Origin of the sequence: Arthrobacter bambusae, assembly GCF_030812595.1 — a bacterium.
In the GTDB taxonomy this organism is placed as follows: Bacteria; Actinomycetota; Actinomycetes; order Actinomycetales; family Micrococcaceae; genus Arthrobacter; species Arthrobacter bambusae_B.
This window is the reverse complement of the sequence record NZ_JAUSSZ010000001.1, coordinates 611,238-624,145: the sequence shown is the minus strand read 5'-3', so window position 1 is coordinate 624,145 and position 12,908 is coordinate 611,238. Positions and strand designations below refer to the sequence as shown.

General features: G+C 62.2%; 13 protein-coding genes. 5 read left to right on the top strand and 8 right to left on the bottom strand.

Translation table 11 applies throughout. The features are described 5' to 3' along the window. The first annotated feature begins 329 nt into the window (after positions 1-329). The gene (locus J2S96_RS02945) at positions 330-1,217 is read left to right on the top strand and encodes a GerMN domain-containing protein (protein ID WP_306859680.1); all 888 of its coding nucleotides are present in this window, start codon (positions 330-332) and stop codon (positions 1,215-1,217) included. A gap of 52 nt (positions 1,218-1,269) precedes the next feature. Here J2S96_RS02945 and J2S96_RS02940 read toward each other — a convergent pair whose 3' ends face one another. The 3 genes from J2S96_RS02940 to hrcA all read right to left on the bottom strand — a co-directional run bounded on the left by J2S96_RS02940 (position 1,270) and on the right by hrcA (position 4,260). After that, a complete protein-coding gene (locus tag J2S96_RS02940) occupies positions 1,270-2,046 on the bottom strand; it encodes a 16S rRNA (uracil(1498)-N(3))-methyltransferase (RefSeq protein WP_306859678.1) in 777 nt (258 codons plus the stop codon). A gap of 2 nt (positions 2,047-2,048) precedes the next feature. Continuing rightward, complete coding sequence (dnaJ, locus tag J2S96_RS02935; protein ID WP_306859676.1) at positions 2,049-3,179, bottom strand: molecular chaperone DnaJ; 1,131 nt, start codon at positions 3,177-3,179, stop codon at positions 2,049-2,051. A gap of 67 nt (positions 3,180-3,246) precedes the next feature. Beyond that, a complete protein-coding gene (gene hrcA / locus J2S96_RS02930) occupies positions 3,247-4,260 on the bottom strand; it encodes a heat-inducible transcriptional repressor HrcA (protein ID WP_306859675.1) in 1,014 nt (337 codons plus the stop codon). 205 nt (positions 4,261-4,465) lie between these two features. Here hrcA and J2S96_RS02925 point away from each other — a divergent pair, with 205 nt between their 5' ends. Together J2S96_RS02925 and J2S96_RS02920 are read left to right on the top strand one after the other, a co-directional pair. Continuing rightward, positions 4,466-5,323, top strand: coding sequence for a DUF3097 family protein (locus J2S96_RS02925; protein WP_306859673.1), 858 nt, complete (start codon positions 4,466-4,468; stop codon positions 5,321-5,323). Between the two features lie 103 nt (positions 5,324-5,426). Continuing rightward, complete coding sequence (locus J2S96_RS02920) at positions 5,427-5,840, top strand: DUF4870 domain-containing protein (protein WP_306859671.1); 414 nt, start codon at positions 5,427-5,429, stop codon at positions 5,838-5,840. A 39-nt stretch (positions 5,841-5,879) separates the two neighbouring features. Here J2S96_RS02920 and hemW read toward each other — a convergent pair whose 3' ends face one another. Next, positions 5,880-7,109: a radical SAM family heme chaperone HemW gene (hemW, locus tag J2S96_RS02915; protein WP_306859669.1), complete on the bottom strand. Its 1,230-nt coding sequence runs from the start codon at positions 7,107-7,109 to the stop codon at positions 5,880-5,882. 78 nt (positions 7,110-7,187) lie between these two features. Then, entirely contained in the window at positions 7,188-9,041 is a 1,854-nt protein-coding gene (gene lepA / locus J2S96_RS02910) for a translation elongation factor 4 (protein ID WP_306859667.1), read from the bottom strand. A gap of 204 nt (positions 9,042-9,245) precedes the next feature. Between lepA and J2S96_RS02905 the strand changes: the two genes are divergently transcribed. Then, positions 9,246-9,815: a type II toxin-antitoxin system PemK/MazF family toxin gene (locus tag J2S96_RS02905; protein ID WP_306859665.1), complete on the top strand. Its 570-nt coding sequence runs from the start codon at positions 9,246-9,248 to the stop codon at positions 9,813-9,815. A 170-nt stretch (positions 9,816-9,985) separates the two neighbouring features. Continuing rightward, on the top strand, positions 9,986-10,246 hold the full coding sequence (gene rpsT / locus J2S96_RS02900) for a 30S ribosomal protein S20 (protein WP_306859663.1): 261 nt from the start codon (positions 9,986-9,988) through the stop codon (positions 10,244-10,246). A 55-nt stretch (positions 10,247-10,301) separates the two neighbouring features. Here rpsT and J2S96_RS02895 read toward each other — a convergent pair whose 3' ends face one another. From J2S96_RS02895 to J2S96_RS02885, 3 genes are all read right to left on the bottom strand, one after another. After that, complete coding sequence (locus J2S96_RS02895; protein ID WP_306859661.1) at positions 10,302-10,874, bottom strand: hypothetical protein; 573 nt, start codon at positions 10,872-10,874, stop codon at positions 10,302-10,304. A gap of 168 nt (positions 10,875-11,042) precedes the next feature. Then, complete coding sequence (locus J2S96_RS02890) at positions 11,043-11,654, bottom strand: ABC transporter ATP-binding protein (RefSeq protein WP_306859659.1); 612 nt, start codon at positions 11,652-11,654, stop codon at positions 11,043-11,045. After that, positions 11,651-12,895, bottom strand: a complete 1,245-nt coding sequence (locus J2S96_RS02885) for a hypothetical protein (RefSeq protein WP_306859658.1) — start codon at positions 12,893-12,895, stop codon at positions 11,651-11,653. The genes J2S96_RS02890 and J2S96_RS02885 overlap by 4 nt, the downstream gene beginning before the upstream one ends. Positions 12,896-12,908: the final 13 nt, after the last annotated feature.

The following is a 12,908-nucleotide window of genomic DNA, read 5'->3' as shown; positions in this document are numbered from 1 at the left end:
CCGGGGTGGTTTCGGACCGTACCTTGCACTGTCCTTTCGCTTTCCTTTCGCGGTGCAGGGGGTCGATTCCTACCGCTTTGGTATCAACTCGGCATCGACCTCGTATCAATCGCATTGCAGTTGGTGGCGGGAGTGCCGAATTGCCGGCCGGCGTCCGCGAGACTATGACAAGCTGATTCATGGGCAAAAATGCCCCGTGCCCGGTGACCGGGCGCATGCCCCCGCACTACACATGTCCCCGCACTACAGGGGCCGAACTCGAGCAGGAATCCATTATCAGCAGGTCAGCCGGAACTTCACACGGCACTCGCATCCGGAAACGTTCCGCCATGCTTGTGACCGCAATGACGGCTGCCTTGTTCCTTGCGGGTTGCACCGCCGATCGCACAGTACAGGGATCCACGACGCCGCTCCCCACTCCGACGGTTGCGTTGCAGGCGGTCCCGGACAGCAATGCTCCGCTCGAAACGACCCAGGCCTCAAACAAGATCCCCGTGTATTGGATCGGTCGCAGCGACGCGGATACCTATCTTTACCGGGAATTCCGTGACAATCCAGGCAACGAGAACCCCATCACCACCGCTCTGCGCATCATGATGTCCCAGAAGCCGCTGGACCACGACTACTTCACGCCGTGGCAGAATCCGAGCAGCCTGGAGACGACGATTTCCGGAAAGAACGTCGTTACGGTCGATGTTTCCCGCGACGCGTTCAATTCCAATCTCGACGGCGGGATGGCGCAGCGAGCGGTCCAGCAACTGGTCTATACGGCAACCGCGGCGGCGGCCAGCTCAGGCCTGATCGATGCCGGACAACAGATCAAAGTGACCGTTCTGGTGGACGGGCACACAGACTATATGGCCTTCGGGCAGGTCAAACTCGGCGATGCGATGGTCCGCGACGCGAACGTGGTGGCGCCCGTATGGATCATTGACCCCCAGGAGGATGTGACCCTGGCTGCTGGTCCGGTCAAGTTCAACGGCCGAAGCACGGACCCCTCGAAGAAGCTGCATTGGCAAATCCTTCGCGAGAACTCAAACGGCGACAAGTCTCCTTACCTGGCCGGACAGACCACCGCTTCGACTGTTCCGGGGCAAGGCGGGGCCTTCAGCCTCACCGTGGGGCTCGGAGCGGGCCGCTATGAATTGCGGGTCTCCTTGATTGGTCCCAACGACGCCGATGTTGCGACGGATACGCGGTCCTTCAACGTCCGCTGATTAATAGCGGCCGGGAGTGCCGTGCGTGGGCAGGCGCGATGGCTGCGGCGAGCTACCAGCGTCCCAGAATGTCGCTGGCCAGCACGACGGCGGCGGGACCCGCCGTCGACGAGCGAAGCACGTGGTGGCCCAGGAGGGCGGTGACGGCACCGACGTCGCTGAGCTTGGTGACTTCACGCGGGGAAATACCGCCCTCCGGACCGACAATAAGCAGGACTTCGCGCGCCGCCCCTGCGTCGGCGTCGGAAATCCGGCCCTGCCACTTCTCCAGCACATCCCGCAGCGGATGCTTGGCGTCCTCGTGCAGGATGATCGCCAGGTCGGCTGCGGCAACGGCCGCAGCCAAGCCGGAGCCGTCGACGGCGGCACGCACCTCGGGAATCCAGGCGCGCCGCGCTTGCTTGGCAGCCGCGGTAGCCACGGATTGCCACTTCGCGTGCGATTTGGCGGCCCGGTCACCCTTCCAGCGGACAATGGAGCGCTCCGCTTGCCAAGGCACGACCGCGTCAATCCCGAGTTCCGTCGCCGTCTCGACGGCAAGCTCGTCCCGGTCGCCCTTCGCGAGGGCCTGGACCAACACGAGCCGCACGGCTGGCTGGTGTTCCTCCTGGACAGCGGAGGCACGCACCGTCAAAGTTCCGTGCCCGGATTCCGTCACGGTGCCCGTGAGCCTTTTTCCGTTGCCGTCGGCGATATCGACGGCCTCGCCGATTTCCAGGCGCTTGACTGTGACAGCGTGCCTGGCCTCGGCGCCGTCGAGCACGAAGGTGTCGCCAGGGCCGAGGCCGTCAAGGGTTCCGGCTGCTGTGAAGAATACGGGGTTGCTCACCGCTACAGGTTACCGAGCTTGTCCCGGAGCTTCGCGAACATGCCGCCGCTTGCCACGAGCTTGCCCTCGGTGAACTGCTCTCCGCGCAACTTGGCCAGTTGGCGAAGCAGGTCTTCCTGCGCGGCGTCGAGCTTGCCGGGCGTCTCGACGTGCAGGTGCACCTTGAGGTCTCCCCTGCCGTAGCCGCGGAGATGGGTGACGCCCAGTCCACGAAGGGTGATGACTTCGCCCGACTGGGTTCCGGACTTGACGTCGATCTCCTGGGGTCCGTCGAAGGTGTCAAGCTGCAGCTCCGTGCCCAAAGCCGCGGCAGTCATGGGAACGCTCAGCGTTGCGTGGAGGTCGTCGCCTTCACGGATATAGGTCGGATCGTTGTTGACCCGGATCTCCACGTAGAGGTCGCCGGGAGGGCCGCCTGCGGGACCTGCTTCGCCTTGCGCCGACAGCTGGATGCGGGTGCCGGTAGCGACACCGCCGGGCACCTTGACGGTCAGCGAACGGCGGCTGCGGATCCGGCCCTGGCCGTTGCACTCATTACAAGGATCTTTGATGATCGAGCCGAAACCTTCGCACGAGCCACACGGAGCGGCCGTCATGACCTGGCCCAGAATCGAGCGCACAGCCCGCTGTACCTGGCCCGAGCCGCCACAGATGTCGCAGCGCACGGGGTGGGTGCCCGCACGGCAGCAAGAGCCTTCGCACGTGGGACAGATGACAGCGGTGTCCACCTCAAGCTTTTTGTTGACCCCGAAGACTGCCTCGCGCAAGTCAATACGGACACTGATCAGGGCGTCCTGCCCGCGGCGCGTGCGTGAAGCGGGGCCCTGCATCCCGCCGCCTCCTCCGCCGAAGAAGGTGTCGAAGATGTCCTGGAAGGCGAATCCCTGGCCAGCGTAGCCTCCGCCGAAACCGTTATCGGTCCCGTTTTCGTTGCCGGTGGCGTCGTAGACGCGGCGCTTCTGGGGATCGGAGAGGACCTCGTAAGCGTGGGTCACTGCTTTGAATTCCTCGGCAGCACCGGCTCCGGGATTCACATCGGGGTGCAGTTTACGTGCGAGTTTGCGGTAGGCCTTTTTGATCTCCTCGCCGGTTGCTTCCGGCGAGACGCCCAGAACGTCATAGTGACTGCTCAAAGTCGGTATCTCTTCCTTGTTTACGTTTCTATTGCGTTTCTTGCGTGGCGGTTGCGAGCCGAAGCCGTCAGTCGCCCAGAATGCGGGAAAGGTAGCGTGCGACGGCGCGGACGGCCGCCATGGTGTTCGGGTAGTCCATGCGGGTGGGTCCAAGAATGCCGATCTTGGCGCTGCTGCCTGGACCGTACCCCGTAGCAACCACCGAAGCCTCGGAGAGGCCGTCATAAGGGTTTTCCCGGCCGATGCTCACCGTGACGCCCCGGGGATCCTCGGCCATGTCCGAGAGCAGCCGCAACATGACCACTTGCTCCTCGAGCGCTTCGAGGACCGGACCGATGCTCAGGGGGAAGTCGACGTTGGAGCGGGCCAGGTTTGCCGTGCCTGCCATGACCATTCGTTCGTCGCGGCTCCGGTCGGCAAGCCGTTGCAGACCGTGGGCAAGGGCGCCTGCAAGGTTCCGAAGCGCGGGCTGGCACAAAGCAACCACCGAGGGCAGGACCTGCGGCATGAGGTCGAGCTGGGAGCCGGCGATGCTTCCGAGGAAGCGCGCGCGCAAAGCCGTGAGATCGTCGTCCGTGGCGTCCGCCGCGGCATGCACGACGCCCTGTTCCACTTTGCCCGAATCCGCGATCAACACCACCAGGACCTGGCGCGGTGTCAAAAGGACGAACTCGATGTGCCGGACGCGGGCGCGGCTCAGGTGCGGATACTGGACGACGGCGACCTGGTTGGTCAGTTGGGAGAGGAGCCGGACTGTGCGTTCGAGGATGTCCTCGACGTCGTCGGGTCCCTCAAGCAACGAGTGGATGGCCCTGCGCTCCGCCGCCGAAAGCGGTTTGACCTCGGAAATGCGGTCGACGAACAGGCGGTAGCCTTTGTCCGTGGGGATGCGGCCCGCACTGGTGTGCGGTGCAACGATGAGGCCTTCTTCTTCCAGGAGGGCCATGTCATTGCGGATGGTGGCGCTCGACACTCCAAGATGATGCCGTTCGACCAAGGCTTTGGAGCCAACGGGCTCCCGGGAGTGAACGTAGTCCTCCACGATGGCGCGTAACACTTCAAGCTTGCGTGGTTCGCTCACTGCCCACCTCCATTCAACAGCCGGTACTCAACAATCCGGTATCCCAACAACAGTTAGCACTCAACATGCCCAAGTGCTAACAAGTCTAGTATGAGCCACCTCGTTGTTAGCATTGGTACCGCTCGCGGCGAACATGATTCCCGCGCGGCCCGGGTCAATGCCCCGGGCCGTGACCTCTCCCCTAGCGCAAAGTGGTGTGAAGACCGTGTCTTACGACAATTGGGGCCCGCAAGACCTTTCCTCGCCGGCCAAGCGGCAGCTGCCTGAAGTGGCTGTTGAGCGGGGCATGGTGCTCGAGGACGTCCAGTCCGGCTGGGTCGGGGCCGTGACCAGGGTGGAGAAGTCCGGAGGCATGCACATTGTGGTGCTTGAGGATCGGCGGGGAAAGGCCAAATCGTTCCGGCTCGGCTTTGGGTTCCTGCTGGAGGGGCAAGCAGTGAAGCTGCTGCCGCCGGCACCACGCGCCGCGGCCGCGAAGGGCGCGGCGCAAGCAGGCAGGACGGCATCGGGATCGGTCCGGGTGCTTGGGCAGCGGGCCCAGGTCGCCAAGGCAAGCCGGATCTGGGTGGAAGGCAAGCACGACGCCGAACTTGTGGAGAAGGTTTGGGGGGACGATCTCCGGGTGGAGGGCATCGTCGTCGAGCCCTTGCACGGTGTGGACGATCTCAAGGCGGCCATTGCCGCCTTCTCCCCCGGCCCCGGCCGCCGGCTGGGGATCCTCGTGGACCATTTGGTACCTGATTCGAAGGAGTCGCGGATCGCGGCCGACGCCATGACCCTGCCGGGCGCCGCGGGAAACGTCCTGATCGTAGGACACCCCTATGTTGACGTCTGGCAGGCTATCCGCCCGAACGCCCTGGGGATCGAGCGGTGGCCGACCGTCGCGCGCGGCACGGATTGGAAGACCGGCATCCTGAAGTCGTTCGGCTGGCCGCATGAGACTGCCGAAGACGTGGGACTGGGTTGGCAAAAACTTCTGGGCGCCGTACGTAGCTACGCGGATTTGGAGGCCTCGTTGCTGGGTCGCGTGGAGGAAGTGATCGATTTCCTGACCGTCCCGTGATGGATTACCTGACCAGGGCACGGGGCTTGGTCGGCTGATCGCTTGCCGAGCAAGTATTCTGGGACAGCAACACTGCACCTATAGCTACTCGAAGGAAGAAACTGTGGCAGACAACGCTCCTGACGATCGGGACGGCGCCTCCGGGCGGTCCCAGTACCACGGCGTTCCTGCCAATGCGCTGCCCTTGACCGCCTCTGAGGACCGGCAATGGGCAACCTTGGCGCATTTCGGCGGGATCCTTGGCTGCGTGCCATCGCTGCTCATTTACCTGATCTTCCGCGAACGTGGCCCGTTCACGGCACAGGAATCCAAGGAAGCACTGAACTTCACCTTGCCTCCGACGATTGCCGCAGTGCTGGCCAACATCCTTGTCATGCTCCCGGTGGTGGGAAACCTGTTCGCCGTCCTTGCCACGGCAATCTGGGTGGCAGTGACATGCTTCTCGGTATCAGCCGGAATCCGGGTCAACCACGGACAACCGCACCGCTACCGCTTCAACCTGCGCTGGATCAAGTAGCCGCCTTCGCGGGAACCATGCCCGTTCCCGCCCGTGCTGCTAGTCCGGAAGGATCCGGCGGACCACGGCATCCGCGAGCAGCCTGCCCTTGAGTGTCAGGACCAGCCGTCCCCGGAAAGCTGCCTGGGGCTCTACGAGTCCGTCGGCTATGAGTCCTGCCACGGCGTGCCGTCCGACCTTATCCAAGGCGTCGACTTCCAATCCCGAGCCGAGGCGCGCCTCCAGCATGATGCGTTCCACTTCCCGGGTTCCGGCGTCGAGCGTTTCCCGTCCGGCGGCGGGCGAGACCCCGTCCCCGAGCCTGTTTGCATATGCGGCGGGGTGCTTGACGTTCCACCAGCGGACACCGCCCACATGGGAATGCGCGCCGGGCCCGATCCCCCACCAATCGTCTCCCCGCCAGTAGGCAAGGTTGTGTTTGCATGCTTGTTCGGGTGTGCGGGACCAATTGCTGACCTCGTACCAGTCCAGCCCGGCGGCGCTGATCAGCTGATCGGCGAGTTCGTACTTGGCGGCGTGGTCGTCGTCGTCGATTCCGGGCACTTCGCCGCGCCGGATCTGTGCCGCCAACTTGGTGCCCTCTTCCACGATCAGCGCGTAGGCACTGATGTGGTCCGGCTCGTAGGACAAGGCAGTCTCCAGTGAGGTCTGCCAGTCAGCCATGGACTCACCGGGAGTGCCGTAGATGAGGTCAAGGCTCACGGCGAGCCCGGCGTCGCGCGCCCACTGGACCACCAAGGGAACCCGGCTGGGTGTGTGCGTGCGGTCCAGGACTTTGAGCACGTGGGGTACGGCCGACTGCATGCCGAATGAAATCCGCGTAAATCCGGCGTCGGCGAGCAGTCGGAGGGACTCCGGCGTCACAGAATCCGGGTTCGCCTCAGTGGTGACTTCGGCTCCTGCTTCCAATCCCCAGTGCCCGACGGCGGCCCCCAGGATCCGTGCGAGGTCTTCAGCTGGCAGCAGCGTCGGTGTGCCACCGCCGAAGAAGACCGTGCTCAGCGGCCGCTGGGGCAGGCCGGAGGCTTCCAAGGCCCGGACGGCGAACTCGACTTCCTTGATGGCCGTAGACGCGTACGCGTCCTGGGAGGCGCCGCCGCCAAGCTCCGTGGCGGTGTAGGTGTTGAAGTCGCAGTATCCGCAACGCACGGCACAGAAAGGTATGTGGACGTACAGGCCGAACTTGCGTGAATCGACGCCGTCAAGCACCTGCGGTGGCAAGAGGCCGTCCGCGGGTGCCGGATCCCCGAGAGGAAGAACGCTAGGCACGGAGGTCCCCCCGTGCCCGGCCGCTGCACGCCGTTTGGGCACGCGCCTGTCCCGCAGTGTTCCGGGCGAACAGCCCCATTACTTCTTGGCCTTGTCCTTGGATTCGTCCGTGGTCAGGGCTGCAATGAACGCTTCCTGTGGAACTTCCACGCGGCCCACCATCTTCATGCGCTTCTTGCCTTCCTTCTGCTTTTCCAGAAGTTTGCGCTTACGCGTGATGTCACCGCCATAGCACTTGGCAAGGACGTCCTTGCGGATGGCGCGGATGCTTTCGCGGGCAATGATGCGCGAGCCAATCGCGGCCTGGATGGGCACCTCGAACTGCTGGCGGGGAATGAGTTCGCGCAGCTTGCTTGTCATCATGACGCCGTAGGCATAGGCCTTGTCCCGGTGGGTGATGGCGCTGAACGCGTCAACCTGCTCCCCTTGGAGCATGATGTCCACCTTGACAAGGTCGGCAACCTGGTCGCCGTCGGCCTTCCAGTCAAGCGAACCGTAGCCGCGGGTCTTGGATTTGAGGATGTCGAAGAAATCGAAGACGATCTCGGCGAGCGGGAGGCGGTAGCGGATTTCCACCCGGTCTTCGGAAAGGTAGTCCATGCCTCCCATGACGCCACGGCGGCTCTGGCACAGCTCCATGATGGCGCCCACAAATTCGTTGGGCGCAAGGATGGTGGCGGAGACCATCGGTTCGCGCACTTCTGCGATCTTGCCTGTCGGGTACTCGCTCGGGTTGGTGACGTGCACGACCCGCTTGTCCTCCAGAGTGACCTCGTACTCAACGTTGGGAGCGGTGGAGATGAGGTCGAGGTTGTATTCGCGCTCGAGGCGCTCACGGGTGATTTCCAGGTGCAGGAGGCCAAGGAAGCCCACGCGGAATCCGAAGCCCAGGGCGGCGGACGTCTCCGGTTCGTAGACGAGGGCGGCGTCGTTAAGCATCAGCTTCTCGAGGGCATCCCGGAGCACGGGATAATCCGTGCCGTCCAAGGGGTACAAGCCGGAGAAGACCATGGGCTTGGCGTCGGCGTAGCCGGCGAGGGATTGCGAAGCAGGCTTGGCCATGTTGGTTACGGTGTCGCCGACCTTCGACTGGCGGACGTCCTTTACGCCGGTGATCAAGTAGCCTACCTCGCCGACGCCCAGCCCCTTGGACGGGGTGGGTTCCGGTGAGCTGACACCGATTTCCAGGAGCTCATGGGTGGCGCGCGTGGACATCATCTGGATCCGCTCGCGCGGGTGCAGCATGCCGTCCACCACACGGACATAAGTGACCACGCCGCGGTACGTGTCATACACGGAGTCGAAGATCATGGCGCGCGCCGGGGCGTCGGGGTCGCCGACGGGCGCAGGAAGATCGCGGACGATCTTGTCCAGGAGGGCCTCCACGCCGATACCGGTCTTGCCGGAGACGCGCAGCACGTCCTCAGGGTCCCCGCCAATCAGGTTGGCGAGTTCGGCCGCGTACTTTTCGGGCTGGGCCGCAGGGAGGTCGATCTTGTTGAGCACCGGGATGATGGTGAGGTTGTTTTCCATCGCCAAGTACAGGTTGGCCAGGGTCTGTGCCTCGATGCCCTGCGCCGCATCCACCAGGAGGATTGCACCTTCACAGGCGGCGAGGGAACGGGAGACCTCATAGGTGAAGTCGACGTGGCCGGGGGTATCGATCATGTTCAAGGCGTAGCTGGTGCCGTCAAGTTCCCAGGGCATGCGCACAGCCTGGGACTTGATGGTGATGCCACGCTCGCGTTCGATATCCATGCGGTCCAGATACTGGGCCTTCATGTCGCGGGACTTAACGACGCCGGTGAACTGCAGCATGCGGTCGGCCAGGGTGGATTTACCGTGGTCGATGTGGGCAATGATGCAGAAGTTCCGGATGATGGCCGGATCTGTCGCGGCGGGCACCGGTGCGGTGCGGGCCATGGGAGACACGCAGGGTCCTTACTGTCGAGACTCACACGGCCAAACCCCGGACTGGTTTGGACCAATCCGGCCGATGCCGCATATCTGAACTTATAGTCTCCCATGAACACGACGCCGCTTGTGCACTGTGATCAGGCGCCGTGATCGGGCGCCGCCTCATTCCGGGCAACACAGTGGGCGACACGGCATGTCAGTGGAAAGTACGGTGGTGCCATGGCATCGGACACTCACCTGCTCGGCAGGCTCCTCAAAGGCTCCCTGGGCTACCTTCGACGGATCGTCGGGCTGCCCGCCGGCACGAGCCCCAGCCAGCCACCGAAAACCCGGGCCGCAGCGGCCGCAAGCCGCCCCGGAAACGCAGGGGCCGGCGTCGGTCAGCTTTCCCGGCCATATCCGGGCGACTTCCGCGGCAGCGTCTCTCCGCGCTACTCACCCAACCCTGATGGCAAGCCGGACCCCGGTGAGATCGTGTGGTCCTGGGTCCCGTACGAAGAGGACTTCTCGCGGGGCAAGGACAGGCCGGTCCTCCTGATAGGGCGCGACGGCGGCTGGCTGCTGGGGCTGATGCTCACCAGCAAAGACCACGACAACGGTCATCGCGCGGATGACTATGTCGACATCGGCACCGGTGCCTGGGACCCCCAAGGCCGGCCCAGCGAGGTCAAGGTGGACCGGGTTGTGCGCATCAATCCAGCGGACGTCCGGCGCGAGGGAGCGGTCCTCGATAAACGCACTTTCCAGCGGGTAGCGCGTCGGCTCAGCGGCCGACACGACTCGGCGTAGACGGTAAATCTCCGAAAATCCGCCGAGTCTGATAATATTTATAGCTGTGTGTCCGTGCAGGTCGACGGCCACTCATGGTTGGCTGCCATAGGCATCCCCACGCCGCTCAGTCGATGGCCAACCTGACAACCCTCTAGACCATTTCCGCATTAAAAAGAGAGTTCACACACGTGGCTAATATCAAGTCCCAGAAGAAGCGCATCCTCACCAACGAGAAGGCTCGACTGCGTAACAACTCCGTCAAGTCTGAGCTGAAGACGGCCATCCGCGCCGTTGCCGCCGCCGTTGAGTCCACGGACAAGGATGCCGCTGCAAAGGCTCTTGTTGCTGCCAGCCGTAAGCTGGATAAGGCTGTCAGCAAGGGCGTTATTCACAAGAACAACGCTGCAAACCGCAAGTCGGCGATCTCCAAAAAGGTCAACGCACTCTAAGGTTTATCCAGTTCGACTGAGCTGAACGTGAGGCCGGCACCCATGGGTGCCGGCCTCAGGTATTTAAGGCGGAGTTGCCCGAGACGAGGAGGACGGAATTTATGCTGGCGACGATGACCAAGAGAATCGCAAGGCGTCCGTTCGGGGCAGCGAACACCCTCTTGGCCGCCGCAACGTAGATGGCTGCTGCGATGGCGCCGAACAGGATACGCACCCAGGCTTGACCGAGGAGGCCGATCGCTTCGGGCGGCAAAAACAGTCCCATGATGAGGACGGTGGCCACGAATGGGATTTGGCCGAGCAGAACCCAAAACCAGCTGGCGCCAAGGGTGGGGCCACGTCCTTTGACGATGCCCTTGTAGATAAGCCTTAGGGAGAGCGCTTGCAGAAACGACGCCAGAACTCCCCAGACAATGACGCCTACGCGAAGGAAGACGAGGAACGCTTCCTGACTCGAAAATCGGTTGTGTTCGGCATTTTCTGTGACCAGCCGTTCAATGCCCGATCGCACCGCGAATTGGGCAGCAGCGGTGTATGCGAGCAGGAGGAAGATAATCCAGGCGGGGTTGATTTTCTCCGGGCTCGGGAGCGCGGGATGATCGGACGTTGTTGGGCTCGCGGAGGTCATGACTTACCTTTCAAGTAGTGCGTGTTCGGCCCACTCGGCAAGGGCCGCCAGGAAGTAGAAGGTGGCTGGGGCTCTGAGGATCATCATGACGATCGCACCGGGAAGCGGGACCGCAAGATGCCGCTAAGGCTCTGAAAGGAGTGCATAAGGTGTCGGTGAGACGGTTGCTCACTTTCGCGCTCCCGCTGGGCTCAGTTCGACCGTATCCTTTTGGCGGACAGCGAGATCGTAGTCGGTCCAGTGGTCACCCTCGTGGGTGGCCACGAGGACGAGACGACTTCTTCCTACTTCCAGCATGCACTTGCGCGCAACTAGAGAGCCTTGCTGGTCCAGCCCGTTAAGAGGCTCGTCCAGAAGCAGCACGTCAACGTTCTTGAGCGCCAAAGCTATTGTCAGAACAAGTCGCCGGCGCTGTCCGAAGGATAGGTCGCCAACCTTGGTTTGCATCATCGGTTCCGTCAGAAGATGATGCCCGTCAACTTCGGACGCCTCTGACGGGCCGGTCAGGGGTCTGACCATATCCAAATGTTCTTCGACCGTGAGGTAGTCGAGGGTAAGAAAGTCCGTGTCCAGAAAGACGGCGGTGACGTCTTTTCTCCACCGCTCAATTTCAGTGCACGACGTCGAGATCATGCCGCCGAGGAGCTTGGGTAGGGTCGTCTTTCCGCATCCATTCGGACCTCGAAGCGCAACAACACCTCGGTCCGGAAGATCTACAGAAGCTCCGTCAAAAATGACATGGGATCCAAAAGCATGATCTATACGCGCCAAAGATTTCAAGTGTCTTCCGTTTCGGTGGCCGATAGTTCACGCAGCCATGCAGGCGCGTCGATGAAAACAAGGGCGGTCAAGAGCGCAGCCACGAGAGACAGTGCGCCAGACGCGATGGTAAGCCAGAGACCTTGTGTTGCTTGCGGTGCAGCGGTGCCCAAAACGCCTGAGAAGACCACTGCGAGGCCGGCGCAAAGCGCTGCGCCTAAGCCTGCTTTGGATTTCTGCGCCAATTTCGAGATGTGTGAAGCCGGCATAACGGCCGTCCGACGCTGGACGGCTAAGGCATCGACGCTTATCTCGAGGGCGACAAGGGCAACAAGCAAGACTGCCGCCTGGTCGTAATTTCCTAAAAGGAAGAATACACACAGCATGATGGTCAGAGGCGTAACTACAACTATGGCAGTTAGCAGGCTGCGGATAATGAGCGGCTTTACCCAAGATGGTCTAAGCCTTACTAGGAATAGGGCAAAGCCCAAGGTTTCGGGTGAAAAAAGCCTTGCGAAGGATGACCTATACAGAACTAAACCCGAGAAGAAAACAGCAAGAGCAATAAACGGCGCCGTCCATGGCCAGGGTGTCCTTTCCATGACGGACAAGACCAAGCTTGACAAGAGAAAAATGCATGCTGCCTTAATTGATAAATCTGTCAGCACCCCTCGGCCACGCAGAGCACGGGGATGAGCGGTGACCCTGTATAGGAGCGGGGTGGACACGGCCGCAAAGACAGTGCCCGCCAGGATCAACAACACCTTGTGGGTCAGTCCAGAGCCGAGGGTGTCATCACCCTCCAACCATGATGCATCTCCAAGAAGAGCGATCAAGCTGCTCGTAGATAAGACAATAGTTAAAACAGCGAACACCCTGACAGCGATACGCTTCAAAGGAGCTATGACAAGAAATGTTGAAAGAACCAGAGCCCCGATCGCTAACAGGTTACTGCCTTCATGCCAGCGCAGGTTCTGGAGGATGAACATGCCGGCGAGAGCAAGATCCATAAGGACCAAACCGGAGCGCATTCCTACCTCCAAGGGTGCCGACACGGTCTTCCAGCTACGATGGGCTTTCGTGTAGCGACGCCTGGATTGTAAAAGTGCTATTGCCAAAAGCGCTGAGACGATGCTCACTACGTCAGGGGTGCTGAACGGAATTCCCACTGGGGTTAATCCGGCTACCTCCGGTGTCCACACTGTTCCGGCGCCGATGATCAGCAATGTCAACAAATGACCAAAGATCAGTGCATTGCTCACCGCCGCGGCCGGG